The organism is Acidovorax bellezanensis (assembly GCF_025421555.1).
Classification (GTDB): Bacteria; Pseudomonadota; Gammaproteobacteria; order Burkholderiales; family Burkholderiaceae_C; genus Comamonas; species Comamonas bellezanensis.
This window is the reverse complement of the sequence record NZ_JAODYH010000007.1, coordinates 312,666-332,327: the sequence shown is the minus strand read 5'-3', so window position 1 is coordinate 332,327 and position 19,662 is coordinate 312,666. Positions and strand designations below refer to the sequence as shown.

General features: G+C 64.2%; 20 protein-coding genes and 1 tRNA gene. 11 read left to right on the top strand and 10 right to left on the bottom strand.

Going from position 1 to position 19,662, the window contains the following annotated elements:
* Window positions 1-3: 3 nt before the first annotated feature.
* From N0K08_RS15515 to N0K08_RS15500, 4 genes are read left to right on the top strand one after another with little or no spacing between them, the layout of a single operon-like run.
* Entirely contained in the window at window positions 4-1,161 is a 1,158-nt protein-coding gene (locus tag N0K08_RS15515) for an acyl-CoA dehydrogenase family protein (protein WP_261501293.1), read from the top strand.
* A 25-nt stretch (window positions 1,162-1,186) separates the two neighbouring features.
* Window positions 1,187-2,347 (top strand): acetyl-CoA acetyltransferase, encoded by a 1,161-nt coding sequence (locus N0K08_RS15510; RefSeq protein ID WP_261501292.1) that lies wholly within the window; start codon window positions 1,187-1,189, stop codon window positions 2,345-2,347.
* A gap of 2 nt (window positions 2,348-2,349) precedes the next feature.
* Window positions 2,350-2,760 (top strand): Zn-ribbon domain-containing OB-fold protein, encoded by a 411-nt coding sequence (locus tag N0K08_RS15505; protein WP_261501291.1) that lies wholly within the window; start codon window positions 2,350-2,352, stop codon window positions 2,758-2,760.
* Window positions 2,761-2,783: 23 nt separating this feature from the next.
* Window positions 2,784-3,908 carry a CaiB/BaiF CoA transferase family protein gene (locus N0K08_RS15500; protein ID WP_261501290.1) on the top strand — a complete coding sequence of 375 codons (1,125 nt, stop codon included), beginning with the start codon at window positions 2,784-2,786 and terminating at the stop codon, window positions 3,906-3,908.
* Between the two features lie 19 nt (window positions 3,909-3,927).
* Here N0K08_RS15500 and N0K08_RS15495 read toward each other — a convergent pair whose 3' ends face one another.
* Window positions 3,928-4,860 carry a LysR family transcriptional regulator gene (locus N0K08_RS15495; RefSeq protein ID WP_261501289.1) on the bottom strand — a complete coding sequence of 311 codons (933 nt, stop codon included), beginning with the start codon at window positions 4,858-4,860 and terminating at the stop codon, window positions 3,928-3,930.
* Window positions 4,861-4,985: 125 nt separating this feature from the next.
* On the opposite strand from N0K08_RS15495, the gene N0K08_RS15490 reads away from it, so the two are divergent.
* The gene (locus tag N0K08_RS15490) at window positions 4,986-6,494 is read left to right on the top strand and encodes a M81 family metallopeptidase (RefSeq protein WP_261501288.1); all 1,509 of its coding nucleotides are present in this window, start codon (window positions 4,986-4,988) and stop codon (window positions 6,492-6,494) included.
* A gap of 31 nt (window positions 6,495-6,525) precedes the next feature.
* Entirely contained in the window at window positions 6,526-7,518 is a 993-nt protein-coding gene (locus N0K08_RS15485) for a tripartite tricarboxylate transporter substrate-binding protein (protein ID WP_261501287.1), read from the top strand.
* A 124-nt stretch (window positions 7,519-7,642) separates the two neighbouring features.
* On the opposite strand, the gene N0K08_RS15480 is transcribed toward N0K08_RS15485, so the two are convergent.
* The gene (locus tag N0K08_RS15480) at window positions 7,643-8,125 is read right to left on the bottom strand and encodes a thermonuclease family protein (RefSeq protein ID WP_261501286.1); all 483 of its coding nucleotides are present in this window, start codon (window positions 8,123-8,125) and stop codon (window positions 7,643-7,645) included.
* Between the two features lie 149 nt (window positions 8,126-8,274).
* Here N0K08_RS15480 and N0K08_RS15475 point away from each other — a divergent pair, with 149 nt between their 5' ends.
* Window positions 8,275-8,433, top strand: coding sequence for a DUF3309 domain-containing protein (locus N0K08_RS15475; protein ID WP_261501285.1), 159 nt, complete (start codon window positions 8,275-8,277; stop codon window positions 8,431-8,433).
* Between the two features lie 137 nt (window positions 8,434-8,570).
* On the opposite strand, the gene N0K08_RS15470 is transcribed toward N0K08_RS15475, so the two are convergent.
* Window positions 8,571-8,644: transfer RNA gene (locus N0K08_RS15470), tRNA-Gly, on the bottom strand.
* A 261-nt stretch (window positions 8,645-8,905) separates the two neighbouring features.
* Between N0K08_RS15470 and N0K08_RS15465 the strand changes: the two genes are divergently transcribed.
* Window positions 8,906-9,091, top strand: a complete 186-nt coding sequence (locus N0K08_RS15465) for a hypothetical protein (RefSeq protein WP_261501284.1) — start codon at window positions 8,906-8,908, stop codon at window positions 9,089-9,091.
* A 22-nt stretch (window positions 9,092-9,113) separates the two neighbouring features.
* Here N0K08_RS15465 and N0K08_RS15460 read toward each other — a convergent pair whose 3' ends face one another.
* Window positions 9,114-10,127 (bottom strand): SDR family oxidoreductase, encoded by a 1,014-nt coding sequence (locus N0K08_RS15460; protein WP_261501283.1) that lies wholly within the window; start codon window positions 10,125-10,127, stop codon window positions 9,114-9,116.
* Between the two features lie 95 nt (window positions 10,128-10,222).
* Between N0K08_RS15460 and N0K08_RS15455 the strand changes: the two genes are divergently transcribed.
* The gene (locus N0K08_RS15455; RefSeq protein ID WP_261501282.1) at window positions 10,223-11,176 is read left to right on the top strand and encodes a LysR family transcriptional regulator; all 954 of its coding nucleotides are present in this window, start codon (window positions 10,223-10,225) and stop codon (window positions 11,174-11,176) included.
* Here the strand turns inward: N0K08_RS15455 and N0K08_RS15450 are convergent.
* The 3 genes from N0K08_RS15450 to N0K08_RS15440 form a co-directional block, all read right to left on the bottom strand.
* The gene (locus N0K08_RS15450) at window positions 11,124-12,125 is read right to left on the bottom strand and encodes a tripartite tricarboxylate transporter substrate binding protein (protein WP_261501281.1); all 1,002 of its coding nucleotides are present in this window, start codon (window positions 12,123-12,125) and stop codon (window positions 11,124-11,126) included. The genes N0K08_RS15455 and N0K08_RS15450 overlap by 53 nt on opposite strands.
* Before the next feature lie 57 nt (window positions 12,126-12,182).
* Window positions 12,183-13,373 carry a M20 aminoacylase family protein gene (locus N0K08_RS15445; RefSeq protein WP_261501280.1) on the bottom strand — a complete coding sequence of 397 codons (1,191 nt, stop codon included), beginning with the start codon at window positions 13,371-13,373 and terminating at the stop codon, window positions 12,183-12,185.
* Between the two features lie 87 nt (window positions 13,374-13,460).
* Window positions 13,461-14,378: a LysR family transcriptional regulator gene (locus tag N0K08_RS15440; protein ID WP_261501279.1), complete on the bottom strand. Its 918-nt coding sequence runs from the start codon at window positions 14,376-14,378 to the stop codon at window positions 13,461-13,463.
* 211 nt (window positions 14,379-14,589) lie between these two features.
* Here N0K08_RS15440 and N0K08_RS15435 point away from each other — a divergent pair, with 211 nt between their 5' ends.
* Window positions 14,590-15,762: a sensor domain-containing diguanylate cyclase gene (locus tag N0K08_RS15435; RefSeq protein WP_261501278.1), complete on the top strand. Its 1,173-nt coding sequence runs from the start codon at window positions 14,590-14,592 to the stop codon at window positions 15,760-15,762.
* A 64-nt stretch (window positions 15,763-15,826) separates the two neighbouring features.
* Here the strand turns inward: N0K08_RS15435 and N0K08_RS15430 are convergent, their stop codons facing one another.
* Window positions 15,827-16,345 carry a TetR/AcrR family transcriptional regulator gene (locus N0K08_RS15430; RefSeq protein ID WP_261501277.1) on the bottom strand — a complete coding sequence of 173 codons (519 nt, stop codon included), beginning with the start codon at window positions 16,343-16,345 and terminating at the stop codon, window positions 15,827-15,829.
* A gap of 76 nt (window positions 16,346-16,421) precedes the next feature.
* Here N0K08_RS15430 and N0K08_RS15425 point away from each other — a divergent pair, with 76 nt between their 5' ends.
* Window positions 16,422-17,891, top strand: a complete 1,470-nt coding sequence (locus tag N0K08_RS15425) for an MFS transporter (protein WP_261501276.1) — start codon at window positions 16,422-16,424, stop codon at window positions 17,889-17,891.
* A 43-nt stretch (window positions 17,892-17,934) separates the two neighbouring features.
* On the opposite strand, the gene N0K08_RS15420 is transcribed toward N0K08_RS15425, so the two are convergent.
* Together N0K08_RS15420 and N0K08_RS15415 are read right to left on the bottom strand one after the other, a co-directional pair.
* Window positions 17,935-18,438, bottom strand: a complete 504-nt coding sequence (locus N0K08_RS15420) for a hypothetical protein (protein WP_261501275.1) — start codon at window positions 18,436-18,438, stop codon at window positions 17,935-17,937.
* Window positions 18,439-18,742: 304 nt separating this feature from the next.
* Complete coding sequence (locus tag N0K08_RS15415; RefSeq protein WP_261501274.1) at window positions 18,743-19,624, bottom strand: lytic transglycosylase domain-containing protein; 882 nt, start codon at window positions 19,622-19,624, stop codon at window positions 18,743-18,745.
* Window positions 19,625-19,662: the final 38 nt, after the last annotated feature.

Here is a 19,662-nt window from a genome sequence, read left to right as displayed (position 1 = left end):
ACCATGCGTGACAACCAGGACCAGCTGATGCCGCGGACGGCATTCTCGGCCGACCATGAACTCTACCGCGCCACTGTGGCCCGCTTCATCCAGGAGCGGATCACGCCGCACCACGCGCAATGGGAGGAGGAAGGCCTGGTGCCGCGCCAGTTGTGGCGCGACGCCGGCGCGGTCGGCCTGTTGCTGCCGGGGATTCCAGAGGAGTACGGCGGCGGTGGCGGGGATTTCCTGTTCAGCGTCATCGTGGTGGAGGAGATCGCCCGGGCCCTGGCCACGGGGGTGACCGGGTTCACCACGCATTCGGAAAACGTGGCGCCGTATCTGCTGGAGTTCGGCAGTGAAGCGCAAAGGCGCGCGTTTCTGCCGGGCATGGCCAGCGGCGACATCGTCGGCTCGATCGCGATGACCGAGCCCGGCGCGGGCAGCGACCTCAAGGCCATACGCACCACGGCGACCGCGGTGGACGGCGGTTTTCGCCTCACGGGGCAGAAGACTTTCATCACCAATGGCTACCACGCCGACCGTGTTCTGGTGTTCGCCAAGACCGACCCCGCGGCCGGCGCCAAGGGCATCAGCCTGCTGTGGGTGGACACGAAAAGCGAAGGCTTCAGCCGCGGACGCCTGCTCGACAAGCTGGGACAGAAAGCCCAGGACACGGCCGAGCTGTTCTTTGACAACCTGTTCGTGCCGCAGGACATGCTGGTCGGGGAGCTGAACAAAGGCTTTGCCTACGGCATGGCCGGCCTGGTGCGCGAGCGCCTGCTGATTGCGCTGCGCTGCGCCGTGGCGCTGGAAGTCGCGTTGCAGTGGACGGTGGACCATGTCAAGCAGCGCCATGCGTTTGGCAAACCGCTGGTGGACAACCAGTTCATCCGCTTCAAGCTGGCCGACATCAAGGCGCAGACCTGGGCGACGCGGGCGCTGGTGGACAGCTGCCTGGGGCAGTACCTGCAAGGCCGGCTCAGCGCGGATGGCGCGGCCATGGCCAAGCTGTGGGCCAGCGAGGCCACGCGCTCCATCGACGACCTGATGCAATTCTTTGGCGGCTACGGCTATATGCGCGAGTACCCCATCGCCCGCGCCTACACCGATGTCCGGCCCAACCGGATCTACGGCGGCTCGTCCGAAATCATGCGCGAAGTGATTGCCCGGGCGATGTAAGCGCGGTGCGGAACAAGGAACAACCATGAATCAGAAACTTTCGCGTTCGGTCGCCATTGCGGGCGTGGCCGAATCGGACCTGGGCAAGGTCCCCGGCAAGACCGCCCTGGAGCTGCAGGGCCAGGCGGTGATCGCGGCGCTCAAAGATGCGGGCCTGCGCCTGCAGGATGTGGATGCGGTCTTCGCGCATACGGATGATCGCTTTTCCAGCCTGCAGGTGGCCGAATACCTGGGCATCACGCCGCGCCATGTGGACTCCACCAATGTGGGCGGCATGTCCAATCTGGTGCACATCCGCCATGCCATGGCCGCCATCGCGGCGGGCATGTGCTCGGTGGCGGTGGTCACCTACGGCAGCACCCAGCTGTCGGATGGCTCACGCAAGGGCGGTGCGGTGGCCCAGGACAGCCCCTCCACGCCACGCGGGCAGTTCATCCTGCCTTACGGTCATCTCAGTCCCATCGGTTACTACGCCATGGTGGCGCAGCTGCACGCGCACCGCTACGGCAGCACCCCCAAGGATCTGGCCGAGATCGCCGTCGCGGCGCGCCGCTGGGCGCAGCTCAATCCCAAGGCCTATCGACGCGAACCCACCAGTCTCGAGGAAGTCATGGCCTCGCCGCTGCTGGCGGACCCGCTGCGCCAGCGTGACTGCTGCCTGGTCACCGATGGCGGCGGGGCGCTGGTGATCGTGGCCGCTGACCGTGCCAGGGATCTGCGCACCAAGCCGGTCTATGTGCAAGGCATGGCGGAAAGCTACGCCCACCACTACACCCCGTTCAATACCGGCGACTGGCTGGACACGAACGTCGCGCAGACGGCGCAGGCCGCCCTGGACATGGCGGGCGTGACGCGCAGCGACATCGATGTGGTGCAGATCTATGACCATTTCACGATTGGCGTGCTGCAATCGCTCGAAGAGCTGGGCTTTTGCCAGCGGGGGGAGGGCGGCGCATTCGTGGCCGATGGCGCCCTGGGCCCCGGCGGGCGTTTTCCCATCAACACTTCGGGCGGTGGCCTGTCTTACGGCCACCCGGGCATGTTCGGCATCTTCCTGGTGATCGAAGCGGTGCGCCAGTTGCGCGGCGAGTGTGGTGAGCGGCAACTGCCCAAGGCCGAACTGGCTCTGTGCCACGCCCCTGGCCTCGTCTTTTCGTGCAATACCACCATGATTCTGGGAGTTTGACCATGGCTGAAGTTCTGCGTCCGCTGCCGCTTCCTACCGACATCACGGCCCCGTACTGGCAGGCCGCGAAGGAGGGGGTGCTTTCCATCCAGCATTGCCAGGAATGCCAGCGCTGGCAGTTTTTCCCCCGGGCCTTTTGCGCGCATTGTTCCAGCGAGAATCTCGTCTGGCAGAAGACCTCCGGTCTGGGCAAGGTCTATACCTTCACCATCAACCGCCGCGCGCCGAATGCCTTCATGAAGACCCGGCTGCCTTACGCCGTGGCCATCATCGAGCTGGACGAGGGCACGCGCATGATGGCCAATATCGTGAATTCCGATGTCGAAGCGGTGGCCATTGGCGCGCGGGTCAAGGTCTGTTTCGAACGCGCCAGCGACGAGATCACGCTGCCGCAGTTCGAGCTGTTCAACTGACAGTCGATGAGCGAGAGGTGGATATGCGTGTTCTGGAAAGTCTGAGAGTGGTGGAAATCGGCGGCATTGGTCCTGGCCCGTTCTGTGCAATGCACCTGGCGGATCTGGGCGCCGATGTGATTTCCGTGGTGCGCGAGGCGCCGGAAAGCACGACCACCGGCCACCTGCTCAATCGCGGCAAGCGTTCGGTATTTGCCGACCTGAAATCGCCAGAGGGCCGGCAACTGGTGCTGGCGCTGGTCCGGGATGCGGACATCCTGATCGAAGGCATGCGCCCCGGCGTGATGGAGCGCCTGGGCCTGGGACCGGCTGAGTGCAGGGCGGTCAATTCCCGCTTGGTCTACGGCCGCATGACCGGCTGGGGCCAGGACGGGCCGCTGGCGCCGCGTGCCGGCCATGACAACAACTACGCCGCGCTGTCCGGGGCCTTGTGGGGCTGCAGCCCCGCCGATGCCCGGCCCGTGTCGTCGTTTGCGCTGCTCGGTGACATCGGCGGCGGGGCGCTGTATCTGATGACCGGCGTGCTGGCGGGCGTCATCAAGGCCCGTGAGACGGGCGTGGGTTCCGTGGTCGATGCAGCCATCGTCGATGGTGCCGCACACATGCTGAACCTGGCGCTCAGCGCCCGCCAACGCGGCGTGGTCGCCGACCAGCGCGGGCACAGTATTCACGACAGCTCGCCGTTCTATGAAACCTATGTCTGCGCCGATGGCCACCACATCACGCTGGGCAGCATAGAGCCGCAGTTCTATGCCTTGTTGCTGCAGGTCCTGGGCCTGGAAAACGATCCGGATTTTTCCGCTCCTGGATCGCAATGGGACAAGACCGCCTGGCCCAGGCGCCGTGCACGCCTGCAGGCAATCCTCATCACGCAAGACCGCGCGCACTGGCAGCAATTGCTGGAGGCCAGCGATGTGTGCTTTGGCGCGGTGCTGAGCCCCCTCGAAGCCGCGCAACACCCGCACATGCAGGCGCGCGGTGTGTACTCGCAGCAGGGCGGCGTTTTGCAGGCCGCACCCGCGCCGCGTTTTGACGGCCAGGCCTATCCTGTCCAGACGCGTTGCCTGCTGGGGCAGGACACGCAGGACATCACGCAAAGCGTATTGGAAGGCCAGGGCGTCTGGCGCAGCCGGCCTCTTGCACGCTGACCTGCCCTTGGCGCCGTGATCAAGCCTGCAGCACGAAGTCGCGAAAAGCCTTGGCCGCCGCACGCGGCGCCAGTGCGCCGTTCCACACGGCAACGACCGATTCGATCTGCCGGTCCAACTTGAATGGCAGGACCCGCGCCACGCCTTCTTGCTCCAGTTGAGCGGCGCTGTGCTGCGGGAACACCGCCAGAAAAGGGGCCGTCTGCATCAGCTTGATCGTCATGGAGACATCGCTGACCCGCACCCCCATTTCCGGCGGCGGCACGCCCAGGGCGTGAAATGCCGCCTGGAGGTGGTGCAGCATGCGTGCCCCGGGCACGGGCAGACACCACTGCTGCTCGCACAAGTCCTGTGCGGTGAGGCGTTTGCGCTGCAGCAGGGGGTGCGCCACGCTGGCCACGACGAGAAGAGGCTGCTGCGCAATCATGGGCGCGCGCTGCAGGGCCGCATGTTCGAAGCGCGGATCGTCGTAGGCGAACATCAGATCGAGCGCGCCTTCGTCCAACTGCGCTATCAAGTCCAGGACCCCGCCTTCGACGAGGGTGATGTCCACCCGTGGATGTAGCTCCCGGAAGCTGCATATCGCTTGCGCGATCAGCGCCTGGACCGAGGTGGTGCGAAAGGCCATGCTGAGCTGACCGCGCGTGCCTTCGCGCAGTGCATGCAGGGACTCGGCCATGCGAGACAGTTGCCCCAGCACGATGGCCGCACTGGCCAGCATCTCCTTGCCGATTTCGGTCGGGCGCATGCCCCGGTGTCCTCGCTCGAACAAGGGCACGCCCACAATTTCCTCCACTTCGGCGAGCGTCTTCGAAACGGCGGCCGGGCTCACATGGAAATGCGTTGCCACCTTGGCTGCCGTATGCAGTTCACCCAGCGCCTGAATCACGCGCAAATGGCGGAGCTTGAGACGTGCCAGCAGCGACTGGACGGGATGAACGGAAGACGCCATGGAGATCCTCTAATAGTTAACTGTTTGCTCAATATTCATCAATATTAATTCACTTTTGGATAATGGTGAGTCGCACTATATTGACCTGGACGCGAACCCCATCACGCGATCCCAGGAGACAAAAAATGCGCTTCGTCATTGCCCAGATGCGGCATGAAACCAATACTTTTTCGCCCATTGCCACGCCGCTCACGGCCTTCTGCCGTGGCGCCGATGCCAACGGCCCGGTGACGGGAGAGGCGGCCGTTCGCGCTTGCGAAGGCACCAACAGTGCCGCTGCCGCCTTCATCGACATCGTGCGCAGCCAGGGCGATGAATTCGTCATGTCGCTGCTGGGCAGTGCCGTACCCAGCGGGACGGTCAGCGCCGAGGCCTTCGAGTTCATGAGCGAGCGCATCGTGGCTTCGGTGCGTGCGGGCTGCGATGCCGTCATGCTGGACCTGCACGGCGCGATGGTGGCCGAAGGCTTTCCCGACGCGGAAGGCGAATTGCTCAGGCGCATCCGGGCCGTAGCACCCGACATGCCCATCGCGGTGGCGCTCGATTTCCACGCCAACTTCAGCGCAGCGCTGGTGAACAACGCGACGGCCATCACCGGCTACTGCACCTATCCGCACGTGGACGTGTACGAGACCGGCATGCGTGCCGCGCGCACCTTGATGGCCGCGTTGCGCGGCGAAGTGCAGCCGTTCATCCTTAGCCGCACGCTGCCCATGCTCACCCATATGCTGCGCCAGTCGCCGCAGGAGCAGCCCATGAAGGACATCATGGACCGCGCAATGGCCGCGGAGCGCGACGGCGAAGTGCTCAACGCTTCCGTGTTCGGCGGCTTTCCGCTGTCCGACATTCCCCATGTGGGCCTGACCGTGCTGCTGGTGGCCGACGCCGGGCAACGCCAGGCCGCGCAGCAACTGCTGGACGAATTGACGCAGATGGCCTGGGCGCGGCGCGCCGACTTTGTCTACCCCATCGAGCCGATGGCGCAGTCGCTGGCGTACGCCAAGACGCTGGAAGGCGGCCCCATCGTGCTGGTCGACCACGGCGACAACTGCGGCGCAGGTGGCTCGACCGACCAGATGGCCGTGCTGGCGGAAGTGATGCGCCAAGGCCTGGATGACGTGGTGGCAGGGCCTTTCTGCGATCCGGAAGCCGTAGCGCAAATGATCGCGGCGGGCGTTGGCCAGCGCATCAGCCTGGAAGTGGGCGGCAAGACCGACACGCCCGCCATGAAGCTCAAGGGCCAGCCTCTGAAACTGACCGGGCGCGTGCAATGCATCACCGATGGCAACTACCAGGTCACGGGCCCCATGTTCACCGGTGTGCGCCTGAGCCTGGGGCGCACGGCGGTGCTGGACGTCAACGGCATCCTGGTCATGGTCTGCGAGAAGCCGCAGGAGCCGTTCGACGCCGGTGTGTTCACCCATGCAGGCATCGACCTGGCACGCAAGAAATACATTCTGATCAAGTCGCGCCAGCATTTTCGCGCGGGGTTCGGCCCCATCGCCCGGCACATCGTGCTGGTCGCCGGCCCCGGCGTATGTAGCTCGGACTACAGCCTGTTTCCCTTCGAGCACCTGCCGCGTCCCATCTACCCGCTGGAACCAGAGACCCGGCTGGAATTCGCGGCGGCCTGATATTTCCCCCATCATCGATCAAGGCAAAACCATGGAAAATTCCTTCTCCTTGCGCAAGCTGAGCGCCATGCTGGCCATCGCTGCCGCGACTGTTGTTCCTGGCATGGCCGGTGCCGCCGGCGCCGATACCGCCCCGACACGCATCATCGTCGGCTTTGCTCCCGGCGGCGCGCTCGACGTGCTGGCGCGTGCGGTGGCCGACAAGTTGCGTGTGTCGCTGGGCAGCACGGTGCTGGTGGAAAACAAGGCCGGCGCATCGGCGCGCCTGGCCCTTGACGCGGTCAAGCGCGCGCCACCGGATGGGAAAACCATTCTGATTTCGCCCGCGCCGCCCTTCGTGCTGTTTCCTCTGCTTTATCAACGCCTGGGCTATGACCCCGACAAGGACTTGATTCCCGTGGCGCACCTTGCGGACGTGGTGCTGGTCGCATCCAGCAGCGTCAGCCAGCCCTATAAAACGATGCCGGAGTACGTCAACTGGGTGCAGCGCCATCCGGAATCGGCCGGCGTGGGCCTGGCTTCGCTGGGCGGTACCGTCCATTTCGGCATTCTCACGATGGGCAAGTCCATGAACCTGCCACTGACCCCGACGGCCTACCGGGGTGCGCCGATGATGATCAGCGATGTGGTCGCCGGCTCGCTGCCCTTGGGCATTGACGCCATCGCCAGCCAGATAGGACTGGAGAAGTCCGGCAAGATCCGCTTCCTCGGCGTCACCGGCACCAAGCGTTCCGCCTTGCTGCCCGACGTCCCCACGCTCAAGGAGGCCGGCATCCCCGGATTCGACCAGGCATCGGGCTGGTACTCGGCTTTCGTGCCGGCCGGCACCCCGGCCGCAACCGTCGCCCGCCTGGAGAAGGCGATCATCGACGCGGTGAAAGATCCGGCCTTGCGCTCGAAAATGGCCATCGCCGGCATGGAGATGACCGGCCTGCCCGGCGCCGAGGCGGGCAAGCTCATCCAGACACAGCGCGCGCAGTGGCGGCCCGTTGTGGAGACCTCTGGTTTCAAGGTAGAGGAATGATGGCGGCTGGGGCTGTACGCCCGTGCGTCAGCACTGAGGCTCGATGCCCCAGCTTGGCCGCCGTTCGGGTGACCATGGCGCGTCGCCATCGCGCGTTCCTGGGCGTTGACCGGGCTGACGCGGGTCAACGCTGAGGTGGCGAATTCTTGCGCCAGTCCCAAGGCGCAACGGGGTCGCTATCGCGCCAAAGGCCAGCTCGCTTGGCCCTGGCCTCCTGCTGCGCAAACTCGTACTGCCCGCGCTCTTGCGGCGATTGCTCTTGTGCATAGGCGCGATACCACCAAGCCAGGCCTAGGGTGGTCATGGCCAAGCCCGCGTCCAGGGTCCGCGGGCCGTCAGGCGCCGACGCGGGCGCTACCCAGACACTGCAGATGTGTCGTTGGTAGGCATCGATTTTGTGGCAACGCAACTCAGCGGTCTTGCCCAAAGCGATGTCACTCAAGGCCTGCCGCGCCTGGATGCCATAGGGCTGGTGTTTTTCTGGTGCGTCGATGCCCCCCAGGTGCACCGTCACCTGCTCGTAGGCTTGTGGCTGGCCACAGTGGGCGGTGAGGGTGTCGCCGTCAGTGATTGCGACGACAAGGCAGAGGAGGGTGGCAGTGAGCATGCCTGGATCATGCCAAAGCGGTGCGGCGACTGCTCACGGGTAGGTCGCAGCCCACGGCCCACCCGCGCTGCCTCCTACGGTCATCCTCGCGAAAGAGGTCCATTGTGAAGCTTCGAATCGTCTACTGACTACAACGCAAGGAATTGTCCATGGCCATCAGCACCATACTATTAATAATTCTCATCCTGATTTTGCTGGGTGCATTGCCCACCTGGTCACACAGTCGCAGTTGGGGCTATGGACCGAGCGGCGGCATAGGGCTGGTGGTGATCGTTCTGATCATTCTGCTGCTGATGGGGCGCATCTAGACCCACTGACACCGCCGACCCACGAAGCGTTCGCAGATGATTGCAGCCGTCAATTGCTGCAGTGCTTCGGAGGAGTGTTTGGGCCGCTGCCACCGGCGGCCCAGAGGTGGCTTTTGTCGCCAAGTTTTCAGGAATTCTGGAGCGGGCGACGGGAATCGAACCCGTGCTATTTGCTTGGGAAGCAAAAGTTCTGCCATTGAACTACGCCCGCATTGCAAGCCATTGATTTGCAATGACTTTTCAGCTGAATAAGCCCTGTGCGGGCTGCTTCGCTGGAGAAATTCTATCCGAATTATGCAGCCGTAGCCGCAAGGTCCAGGCATTGGGTCCGTCTGTCTCAAGGTGCAGACAGCGACATTCCCGGAAGGAAAAACGCCCTAGGAATGCCGCCGAAACACCGCTTACAAAATGAGCCAGACAGGTCGCGAGGATGAAATAGACTGAATTTCTCTCAACAGGAAGGGCAGTCACCATGAAGCGGCTTTTGGGCATTTTGGCGCTGGTGTCGCTGTTGGGCGGATGCGTGATCGCTCCGCCTTATTGGCATGATCACGGCGGCTATGGCCACGGCGGCTATGGCCACGGCGGCTATGGCCACGGCGGCTATGGCCACGGCGGCTATGGCCATCGCTATGGGGATGGATACTGGCGCCGTTGAGATTGGCCGGCAAGGCCCCGGCTCAGGCGTGCGTTGCCGCATTTGGCATACGCGCGGGTGATGGGGACGGTGCAATGCAGCCCATGCCTTCCAGCGTGGCTTGCACGGCCTCATCCAGCGGCGTGTGCGGCTCTTGGCCCAGCACGGCCTTCAAGTGGCCGTTGTCCATGCGGATCGGCGCTTTCCACAGGTAGCGCATTTCGCGCAGTGCACGAAACGTCGGCACAAAAGGCGACGCCAGTGTGAGCAGCCACCACGGAAACTCCCGCAGTTTCGGTTGCGCGCCGCCGTGGCGAACAACGGAGCGTTGGATGGCTTGGGCCATTTGCGTTCCGTCGGCGTCCCAATGGCCGGCCATGTGAAACGTGGCGAAGGGTGCAAGCGCATCCCGGCGGTGCAGCAGCTCCACCATGGTGCGCGCCACATCCGGCAGATAAGCCCATTGATGGCCGACGCCCGGCATCCCAGGCAGATTGACGGCTTTCACCGGCTGGCCGGGTTTGAGCAGGCCTTGCGAGAACCAGCTGTTGCCGGGCTGGGGGCCGAAGAAGTCGCCCGCGCGCACCACGATCACCTTGCAGCCTTGGCGGGTCGCGGACTGCAGGCGCTGCTCCAGTTCCACGCGGATGGCGCCCTTGGCGGTTTGCGGGTGTTGTGGCGAGTCTTCGCGCAGCACGGGGAAGGCATCGGGGCCGTAGTTGTAGATGGTACCGGGCAGCACGATGGTCGCTCTCAATGCAGTCGCTGCTGCAATGGTGTTGTCCAGCATGGGCAGTACCAGCTCGTCCCAGCGGCGGTAGCCCGGTGGGTTCACCGCGTGCACGATCACGGAACAGCCGGTCGCGGCGGCCATGACCTCGTCGCGGTGCATGGCATCGCCGCGAAGCCAGGTGATGCCGTCGCGCAGCTCTGGTGCTTGCGATCCACCGCGCCGCAGTGCGCGCACGTTCCAGCCGGTGTCGCGCAACTGTCTGGCCACCTCGCCGCCGATGCCGCCGGTGGCGCCCAAGACCAGAACCTTGTTGTTGTTTGCCATGTGAATCTCCAAAGTGCGTTGCGATGGAGCCAGTCTGAACGGGGTCGAGATAGAACGGAATTGCCGAAGATGTACTGGGAGCTATACATTTATGCATGGACTCCAACATTGGCTGGGAACTCTACCGTTCGTATCTGAGCGTCTTGCAGGAAGGATCGCTGTCGGGCGCGGCGCGGGCGTTGGGCGTGGCGCAGCCCACCGTGGGGCGTCATGTGGCGGCGCTGGAGAAAGCGCTGGGCCTGTCGCTGTTCACGCGCTCCCAGCTCGGCCTGATGCCGACCGAGGCGGCCTTGAGCCTGCGGCCTTACGCCGAGGCCATGGGCAGCACGGCCGCGGCATTGAGGCGTGCGGCCGAAAGCCAGGGCGCGGGTGTCAAGGGGACGGTGCGGGTCACGGCGAGCGAAGTCATGGGGGTGGAAGTCCTGCCGCCCATTCTTGCGCGGCTGCAAGGCGAGCATCCAGGGTTGACGGTGGAACTGGTGCTGACCAACCGCGTGCAAGATCTGCTGCGGCGCGAGGCCGATATCGCCATCCGCATGGCGCAACCCAAGCAGGAGCTGCTGATCGCACGGCGCGTGGGCGAAGTAGCGCTGGGCCTGTATGCGCACAGCCAGTACCTGGACAAGCGTGGCACGCCGCGGACGCTGGCCGACCTCGCAGGGCACACGCTCATAGGCTTTGACCAGGAAACGCCGTTTTTGCGCGCCGCGACAAAGGATTTTCCGCAGTGGCAGCGGGCGGCCTTCGCGCTGCGCACCGACAGCGACCTGGCGCAACTGGCCTTCATTCGCGCGGGCGGCGGCATAGGCGCGTGCCAGGTGACCCTGGCCCGGCGCGATCCGTCATTGGTGCGCGTGCTGCCCCAACGGGTCGCACCAGGCCTCGCGACATGGCTGACCATGCACGAGGACCTGCGCAATAGTCCCCGCTGCAGAGTCACTTTCGACGCGATCTTGCAGGGGCTGCAGCACCATGTCGCCCAGGGCCTGGCCCCTTTCAGCGCACGGGCTGGCGGCCGACGTCCTTCAACAGCTGGAGGTAGCGGTTGAACATATTCGTCAGGTAGGCGTCGGCTTGCGCCTGTGTGGTGAATGGCTGCAGCACCATGCGGCCTTCGGCTTCGAGTTTGGCGCGCACTTCGGGCTGTGACTGTGCATGGCCAATGGCCGCTCGCAGGCGATCAACGATGGCGTCGGGCACGTCCTTGCGCACCTGGAAGCCGCCACCAATCGTGTACTCGAAATCCGGCAGCAGCTTGCTGGTGTCGATCTTCGGCACATGCTTGAGCGTGGGCGGCAGGGTTTTGGAGAAGCTGGTCAACAGCTTCAGACGTCCTTGCTGGGCCATGCCATCCATGTTGACCTGGTAGGGCAGGATGGCAAAGTCCACTTGACCTCCGGCCAGGTCCTGAAGCGCGGGCGCGGCGCCCTTGTAGGGCACGTGCAGGAAGTTTGCTCCCGTGCGTTTGGCTATCGCATCGCCCATGAGGTGGTAGAGCGAGTCTATGCCCACGGTGGCGTAGCTCAGTGGCTTGTCCTTGTCCTTGTTCTTTTGCGCGTAGGCGATGAATTCATCGAGCGTGTTGACGTTGAGCCCGTTGCGCACCAGCAGGATGATGGTGGCTTCCGTCGCGGCCTGCACTGCCTTGAAGTCCGTGAACCTGTATTTCGCGGCCGCGTTGAGCAGCGGCGCCAGGATCACTTCGTTGGCCGAGCCGTACAGGAAGGTGTAGCCGTCGGGCGCTGACGCAAGCATCTTGTTCGTGCCTATCACCCCTGTGCCACCGCCGATATTCTCGACAATGACGGGCTGCTTCAAGTCCTTGCCCATGGGGTCGATGAAAATGCGTGCGCCCGCGTCGCTGGCGCCGCCGGCAGGGTATGCAACCACCATCGTCAGCGGCTTGCTTGGATAGGGGGCCGGCTGGGCCCAGCTGGCAGGGGCTGCGGCCAGCGCGGCAGCGGCCGCGATGAGGGATCGTCTCGAGAGGTCGTGCATCGTTTTTGTCTCCTTGGGATTCATTGTTTTTTGAGAGCTCACGGTCCGCTCGGTGCTTCAGACCAGGCGGGCCTGGGCCAGCCTGACCCAGAAGGCCGCGCCCGTGGGCAAGGCCTCGTCGTTGAAGTCGTAGCCGGGGTTGTGCACCATGCAGCCGCCGTCCTTGCCCAGGCCGTTGCCCAGGCGCACATAGGCGCCGGGCACGGATTGCAGCATGTAGGCAAAGTCTTCGCTGCCCATGGTGGGCGCGCGCTCTGTCACCTTGTCGCTGCCGACCAGGTCGATGGCGACCTGCCGGACGAACTCGGCATGCTCCGGGCGGTTGACCAGCACCGGGTACTTGTGCAGGTATTCGATGCTGCAGTCCAGGCCGTAGCTCTGCGCCTGGGCCTGCACGAACGCCTTGATGCGGCGTTCGATCTGCTCGCGCACCTGTGGCTCCAGCGTTCGTACCCCGATCTTGAGCGTGGCTCGCTCGGGCACGATGTTGTAGACCTCGCCGCACTGCACGGAGCCCACGGTGATGACGGCCGCGCGCTGGGCGTCGACTTCGCGGGACACCAGGCTTTGCAGGCCCAGCACGATGCTCGCGGCGCACTGCATGGGGTCTACACCATGGTGGGGCATGGCGCCGTGTGCGCTCACCCCGGTCAGCTCTATCGTGACGCGGTCAAAGGATGCCATGGTGGGCCCGGCGCTGATCGCCAGGTGGCCTACGGGCAGGCCCGGGGCGTTGTGCAGGGCGTAGATGCTGTCGCAGGGATAGCGCTCGAACAGGCCTTCCTCGACCATGCGCAAGGCGCCGCCTTCATTTTCTTCGGCGGGCTGGAAGATGAGGTTCAGCGTGCCGTTGAATTCGCCGTGTTCGGCAAGGTACTTGGCGGCGCACAACAGGATGGCGGTATGGCCGTCGTGGCCGCAGGCGTGCATTTTCCCGTGCACGGTGCTGCTGTAGGACAGGCCGGTGCGCTCGACGATGGGCAGGGCGTCCATATCGGCGCGCAGGCCCAGGCGCTGCGTGCCCTTGCCCCGGCGCAGCTGCCCGACCAGGCCGGTGCCGCCTATGCCGCGCTCGACCTGGTAGCCCCATTCGCTGAGTTTGGCGGCGACCAGGTTGCTGGTCTGCACCTCTTCGAAGGCAAGTTCCGGGTGCGCGTGGATCTGGCGTCGAATCTTCACCAGCTCGGGTGAAATTTTCCGGATGTCAGTCAGCAGGTCTTGGGAAGTCTGGAGTGTGGGTGTAGGCATGGTCGAATTCTCGACAGGGGTGCCCAGGCCATCAAGATCACTTCCAGCGAGGAATTGTTGCCAAAAAGGCAACGGTCCGTCGATTTGCTATCGGCGTACGGGTATCCCCTGAACGAAATGCTCGAGCAGCGAATGCACGGCCGGCGACAGGTGCCGGCCCACCCGGGTCATCACATGGATGCTGCCGCGGTTGAGGATGGGATTGGCCATGGGCAGGGCCACCACGTCCGGCATGTGGATGCGCGAAGTGACAGGGGCGCTGGCCGTGGTCAGTGCATAGCCCAGGCCGGCATTGGCGAACTGCCACAGCACCTTGAACGAGCTGGTGGTCAGCACGTTGCGCAATTGCACCTGCTCGCTGACTTCGGCCGCCTGCACATGCTGGCGCACGCCAAAGGTGTCGAGCATGGCCGCGCCCGGGTAGTCCAGCAGATCGCTGAGCTGCAAGGGCCGGGTGATGGCGGTCAGCGGATGGGAGCGGTGGACGATGGCCTGTATGGGTGCCGAGGGTGAGCGGTGGTGCGAGCGCAGGCGCACATCCAGCGTGGGCTGGAAGACCAGGGCGATTTCCACCTTGTCTTCGAGAACCAGGGCGATGCTGTCGCCCGTGCTGGCGACGTTGAGCGTCAAGCTGACCTGCGGGTGGGCGCGCATGTAGACCGCGATCAACGGGTCGAAGAACAGGTCCAGCATGCCCTCGCCGAGCACCAGATCGACATGGCCGCGGCTGGCATTGCGCAGGTTGTCGACTTCGGCGTAGAAGGTTGCTTGCACGTCGAGCTGGCGCCGCGCATAGGTGGCGAGCAGCCGCCCCGCATCAGTGGGCACGACGCCACGCCCGCGCCGCTCCAGCAGGGGCATGCCGCATTCCTTTTCCAGCAGCGCCACGGCGCGGCTCACGGCCGAGGATTCGATGCCGAGCTGCTCCGCCGCCCCGCGCACCGAGCCGCTGGCGACGACCTGCTGAAAGTAGTGCACGCGGCGCGAATCAAAGAGTTCCTGCATGGCGGCATCATAGGGGAGGCGCAGGGGGCGCGATGGGCGGCGAAGACCCGCGGCGCGGGTCATCCGCCGCAATCTGGCAGGCCCCGTCCGTCCTTTGCGATACCAAATGTTACGTTGGCCGATAATCGCCGCTTTCCCGGGCCTTCTTGCGCAGTGCTGTATCGCCGGTTCCCGCCCAGACCGGCTGCTCCTTTCCCCTTTCAACGTCAACATGGTTGCTACCGTTCTCGTCGGCATGCTGTGCACACACCTGATGTGCTTTTCGGTGATGTTCTGGCTCGTCAGCAAACGCCTGCACGGCAAGAAGATGGGGATGAACTTCTTTGCGATGGGCAACCTGCTGCTGGGCTGTGCCTATGTGCTGCAATTGGCCGAAGGAGGCCCTGCCTGGAGCCTGATGAGCGTTGTCAACCACAGCCTCACCCTGGCCTCGCCAGTGGCTTACTGGCTGGGCGCCATGCGTTTTTTTGGGCACTCCGTTCCTTTGTGGCGCCCACTGCTGGCCGTGGCAGCGCTCTACAGCGCCGCCCAGGTGCTGGTGCAATGGAGCCTGGGCCCGGTTGCCCGCTACGCCATGCTTTCCGGCATGTCCGCGCTGCTGTTCCTGGCCATGGTCGTCACCGTGGTCTATGGCGTACGCACATTTGCCAAGGATTTGTATGCGGAGATGGTGTTTTTTGCGCTCCTGATCACCGGCATCTGTGCACTCAATGCATTCAAGTTCATGAAGCTGATGCATGGCGGTCTGGATGCACTGCGGATGGACGGCAGTTTTCAAGTGGTGTTCTACATCTATATGACGTCCCTGGCCACGGTGCTGCCACCTTCCATCATCTGGCTGGTACTGCGCCGCCTGACCGATGAGCTGCGCGGCATCGCTGCGCGCGACCCCATGACACAGCTGCTCAACCGCCGCGGACTCACGGAAGCGCTGCAGCTGTATTTCAACTCCCGCAAGGCCGTGCCTGCACACCTGCTGATGCTGGACGTCGACCACTTCAAACGCATCAACGATACCTATGGCCACCACATCGGAGATACCGTCCTGTGCCATGTGGCCGAGGTACTGCGTGGCGCGGTGCGCCGCGGCGATCTGGCCGGCCGTATCGGTGGGGAAGAATTCCTGGTGATCTGCCTGGATTCCGACATGCAAGGGGTCAGCCACTTGGCTGAGCGTTTGCGCTCGGCCATCGAAACCCAAGCCATCGCTGCCACGGACTGGGGCCCACCACTGCATTGCACGGTCACGATAGGGATTTCATCCCCATTCTCTGGCGCCGAGGCCTTGGAGGCGGCCATGCGAGAAGCCGATGAGGCGCTCTACCGCGGCAAAGCCGCTGGACGCAACCGGACCGAATGGGCCGGCCATGCGCTGATCTCGTGACGGCCCGCTTCCGACGCACAGGGCAAGGGATCCCACCGCAGCTGCACTCCCTCGTCAGGCGGAACTAGGCACGAAGGTCGGTGAAGACCTGATCCCAGTCGCCTTCCTGCAGCGGCAACAGGTTCATGGAGCGCAGCATCAATGCGCCTTCCAGTGCGCACAAGCGCAGGATTTCCTGTCGGCCTTGCGGCGTGGCAGAGGATAGATCTGGAAAGCCTTCGGCATACCACTTGCGCAGGCATTCGCGGCTTTCGGGCTCTTGCGTCATGGCCAGGGACAAGGATGCAATGCGCTGGTTCACCGCGTTTTCCGCCGCGGTGGCCGCATCCACATAGGCATCTACCGCGCAAGCGCCTGCCGCTTTGGCCGCATTGAAGCGTTCCTCATAGCCGCTGTCCAGGTACTCATAGAGTGCGGTCAGCAGCTCTTCCTTGGAGCCAAACGCACTTTGTACGCCGCCCTTGCTGACACCGGCGGCCTTGGCGATGGCATCAAACGACAAAGCGCCTGCGCCGCGCGTGCGAATGATGTGCTCTGCTGCTTCGAGCAGGCCGGCTTTGTCGATGGATGGCTTTCTTCCCATACGGTTTTCTTCAGGTATAAAAATACGATCGTATTAAAATACGCCCGTATTGAAAACAGTTGCAAAGAGGGATGATATGAAGTTTCAGCGCCGTTGGTTGACTCTGGCCATTGTTTCGGCTGCGCTGTTCCTGGTCGTGATCGACATGACCGTGCTTTATACGGCGCTGCCCAGCCTCGCGCAGGCCTTGCACACTACGGCTTCGGAGAAGTTGTGGATTCTGAACGCCTATTCGTTGGTCATGGCAGGCTTGATGCCGATGTTTGGCGCCCTGGGTGACCGACGGGGCCATCGCCGGGTGTTCATCTTCGGCATGGTGGTTTTTGGCCTGGCTTCGATGATCGCGGCCTTTGCGCCCACGCCAGCGGTGCTGATTGCTGCGCGCGCGCTGCTGGCCATTGGCGGTGCAGCCATGATGCCGGCCACGATCGCCATCATCCGCGTGAGCTTTCCGGATGCGAAAGAGTTGGCTCTGGCCATTGGCATCTGGGCGGCGATTGCCTCGGGCGGCGCGGCCGTGGGACCGTTGCTGGGCGGCGCACTGCTGGAGCATTTTTGGTGGGGTTCGGTGTTCTTGATCAACGTGCCCATCATCGCCGTGGCCGTGCTGCTGGCGTGGCGTTATGTGCCCGACAAGGCCGGTAACCCGAACATCCGTATCGACCTGCTCAGCTGCCTGCAAAGCATGGTCGGCATCATCGCATTGGCCTATGGCATCAAGGAGTTTGCCAAGCCCGATGGCAGCGGCATCGTGGCGTGGACGGCGCTGGTGTCGGGCGCAGGCGCGCTGTCGGCGTTCATCCAGCGGCAGTTGCGCATCCCGCAGCCATTGATTGACTTTCGGGTGCTGTCGGCCGCGCCGATTGCCATGGGCATGCTGGTGGCTTTGCTGGCGTCCATGACTTTGATCGGCTTTGAGCTGGTGCTCAGCCAACGTCTGCAACTGGTGGTGGGCAACAGTCCGCTGGAGGCGGGCGCCTTTGTGCTGCCCATTTCATTGGGGTCCTTCTTTGCCGGACCGCTGGCGGGCGCATTGATTGGCCGCGTGGGCAGCGTGCGTGTGATCGCCGCCGGCTTGGCCATGACGGCCTTGGGGGTCTTGGGTTATCTGTTTCTGCGCGATGCCAATACCTGGGAACAGGTGCTGGTGCTGGCCTTGTGCGGCATGGGGATTGGCTCCAGTCTCACGGCCTCCAGCACCTTGGTGATGAGCAATGTCTCTGAAGACCGCGCAGGCATGGCCGGCTCGGCGGAAGGCGTGGCCTATGAGTTTGGCGGCGGTTTTGGTGTGACGATCTTTGGCTCCATCATGACGGCCGTCTATGTGTCCACCACGCAACAACAGGGGCTGTCGCAGATGGCGGGAAGCAGCCTTGATGAAGCCCACACCTATGCACAAACCCACCCGGACGCCAGTCAGATGCTGGCGGGCGCCATGCAAGCCTTTGAAGCATCATTCACCTGGGTGAGCTTTGTGGTGGCGGCCATGCTGCTGTGCTTGTCGTTCACGGTGCTGGCCATGCGCAAGAGGCTGCCGGCCCGTTGAGAGGGCGTGCATTTCAAGCGCCATCATCTTGCCGCCTCGGCGTTCACCGAGCACATTCGCCGCGCAGCCAGGCCGCCGCCAAAAAAGGGGCACTCAACAGTCCCCGGCCCGAGCCGACAAATTCGCCTCGCTCGCAAGGCCTGTGTCCCGCCGCGGAAATGGCCGCGGCGAAAGCCGCGTCGCTGCCGGGGCGCACGGGCCCCTGCGCATTCCGGTTCGCGAAGCCCATGGCGCTCCCTTCTCGTCCATCCTGCTGCATGGCTTTTCGAATGGTTTCTGAATCGAGCCGCAGCGGTGGGGGGGCCGCCGCGTCGACCTGCATTTCCTGCTCCTGGGGATTGACCAGGATGGGGGCGGAGGTCTTCGCCTGCGGAGAAGCGCCGGAGCCTGCCGATGGCGTGGCACTTTGCTTGCGGATGGAAAGATAGTCGCCAGGCCTGACGTGCGTTGGCGCAGGCGCAGGGACAGGGGGGATTTGGATCAGAATCATCGCGTCGACAGGCGCAGCATCCTGCTTGGCTGGCGGCGGGCTGCTTTTGTTCAACATGGCAATCACGGCCACATGCGCGCCTACGACTGCCACGACTACCGCCTTGAGGCGAAGGCGTTGAATCAAACATGAACAGTGCCGCGAACAGCACAAGGCTAGCGGGATTGCCGGAAGCTGAAAAGACGAACGCATTGACTGCCATTGGGAAAAAGTGACGACTCGCCGTGTCGCAGTCAATGGCTATCGCAAAAAACGGACTCAAGCGACCAAAACAACAGCCGCTGCCGACCGGGTACTGAATCCATGATGTTGCCGAACCCCTTGCGCGCGGGGCGTAGGCGCGGTGCACTTCTTCACGTAGTCATGGCCGCTCGTGCCGCGTCGCCCGATAAAAGGAGAGGATGCGCCGCACATACTCGCGCGTTTCCGCATAGGGGGGCACGCCGCCGTACTGCGCCACGGCGTTCTCGCCCGCGTTGTAGGCGGCCGAGGTCAGCGCCACGTCGCCGCCGAAGCGTTCGAGCAGCCAGCGCAGGTAGGCCAGGCCGCCGCGCGCGTTCTGCTCGGGGCTCCAGACATTGCGCACGCCGAAGCGCTCGGCCGTTTCGGGGATCAGCTGCATGAGGCCTTGCGCGTTGCGCGGTGACAGGGCCAGGGCCTCGAAGTTCGACTCCGAGCGCACGATGGCCAGTGCCAGCCGGGGATCGACGGCAAACCGGGGTGCGAGGCGCTGGATCATCTCGGCCAGGCGCCGTTTCTCCTTTGGCAGGCTACTCACGTAGAGCGCGACCACTTCGTAGGGAACCACTTCCTGTGCGGATTCCTTGAGCTCCATCGGTGGCGCTTCTCCCGTGGTCAGGCAGTCGGGCAACCGGTCGCCCGGCATCCTGCCGGCCAGCAGCGCACCGGCTTTCTCGTGCCCCCGCTGGGCCGCCAAGGCCAGCAGCGTGGTGGCGGTGGCGGGGTCGGGCACGACATCCCGTCCGAGCAACAGCAAGCGTCCCAGCCGGTACTGCGCTTCGAGGCTGCCATAGCGCGCCGCCGCGCAATAGCGCTGGGCTGCGCGCCGGGGCAGGTGGTGGCGCTCGGCGTTGTAGCCTTCCTCGATCCAGCGTGACAACACGGGGGGCTCGTCATCCCATGCGGGTGGCTCGTCCGCACCCTGGGCGCAAGCCAGGCCCATGCCGGTGCACAGCACGATGGCGACGGCAGTCCGGGAGAGCAGCGAGGTTTGGGGCTTCATGGCCCGACCACTGTAGTACGGGACGGCGTCCGCGTCTC

What these genes read in the sequence shown, in the direction of transcription:
- N0K08_RS15510 (WP_261501292.1), top strand. Translation starts at nt 1,187, where the DNA reads ATGAATCAGAAACTTTCGCGTTCGGTCGCCATTGCGGGCGTGGCCGAA.
- N0K08_RS15440 (WP_261501279.1), bottom strand. Translation starts at nt 14,378, where the DNA reads ATGCAGGAACTCTTTGATTCGCGCCGCGTGCACTACTTTCAGCAGGTC.
- N0K08_RS15475 (WP_261501285.1), top strand. Translation starts at nt 8,275, where the DNA reads ATGGCCATCAGCACCATACTATTAATAATTCTCATCCTGATTTTGCTG.
- N0K08_RS15505 (WP_261501291.1), top strand. Translation starts at nt 2,350, where the DNA reads ATGGCTGAAGTTCTGCGTCCGCTGCCGCTTCCTACCGACATCACGGCC.
- N0K08_RS15480 (WP_261501286.1), bottom strand. Translation starts at nt 8,125, where the DNA reads ATGCTCACTGCCACCCTCCTCTGCCTTGTCGTCGCAATCACTGACGGC.
- N0K08_RS15490 (WP_261501288.1), top strand. Translation starts at nt 4,986, where the DNA reads ATGCGCTTCGTCATTGCCCAGATGCGGCATGAAACCAATACTTTTTCG.
- N0K08_RS15465 (WP_261501284.1), top strand. Translation starts at nt 8,906, where the DNA reads ATGAAGCGGCTTTTGGGCATTTTGGCGCTGGTGTCGCTGTTGGGCGGA.
- N0K08_RS15460 (WP_261501283.1), bottom strand. Translation starts at nt 10,127, where the DNA reads ATGGCAAACAACAACAAGGTTCTGGTCTTGGGCGCCACCGGCGGCATC.
- N0K08_RS15420 (WP_261501275.1), bottom strand. Translation starts at nt 18,438, where the DNA reads ATGTTGAACAAAAGCAGCCCGCCGCCAGCCAAGCAGGATGCTGCGCCT.
- N0K08_RS15445 (WP_261501280.1), bottom strand. Translation starts at nt 13,373, where the DNA reads ATGCCTACACCCACACTCCAGACTTCCCAAGACCTGCTGACTGACATC.
- N0K08_RS15515 (WP_261501293.1), top strand. Translation starts at nt 4, where the DNA reads ATGCGTGACAACCAGGACCAGCTGATGCCGCGGACGGCATTCTCGGCC.
- N0K08_RS15485 (WP_261501287.1), top strand. Translation starts at nt 6,526, where the DNA reads ATGGAAAATTCCTTCTCCTTGCGCAAGCTGAGCGCCATGCTGGCCATC.
- N0K08_RS15415 (WP_261501274.1), bottom strand. Translation starts at nt 19,624, where the DNA reads ATGAAGCCCCAAACCTCGCTGCTCTCCCGGACTGCCGTCGCCATCGTG.
- N0K08_RS15450 (WP_261501281.1), bottom strand. Translation starts at nt 12,125, where the DNA reads ATGCACGACCTCTCGAGACGATCCCTCATCGCGGCCGCTGCCGCGCTG.
- N0K08_RS15430 (WP_261501277.1), bottom strand. Translation starts at nt 16,345, where the DNA reads ATGGGAAGAAAGCCATCCATCGACAAAGCCGGCCTGCTCGAAGCAGCA.
- N0K08_RS15495 (WP_261501289.1), bottom strand. Translation starts at nt 4,860, where the DNA reads ATGGCGTCTTCCGTTCATCCCGTCCAGTCGCTGCTGGCACGTCTCAAG.
- N0K08_RS15500 (WP_261501290.1), top strand. Translation starts at nt 2,784, where the DNA reads ATGCGTGTTCTGGAAAGTCTGAGAGTGGTGGAAATCGGCGGCATTGGT.
- N0K08_RS15435 (WP_261501278.1), top strand. Translation starts at nt 14,590, where the DNA reads ATGGTTGCTACCGTTCTCGTCGGCATGCTGTGCACACACCTGATGTGC.
- N0K08_RS15455 (WP_261501282.1), top strand. Translation starts at nt 10,223, where the DNA reads ATGGACTCCAACATTGGCTGGGAACTCTACCGTTCGTATCTGAGCGTC.
- N0K08_RS15425 (WP_261501276.1), top strand. Translation starts at nt 16,422, where the DNA reads ATGAAGTTTCAGCGCCGTTGGTTGACTCTGGCCATTGTTTCGGCTGCG.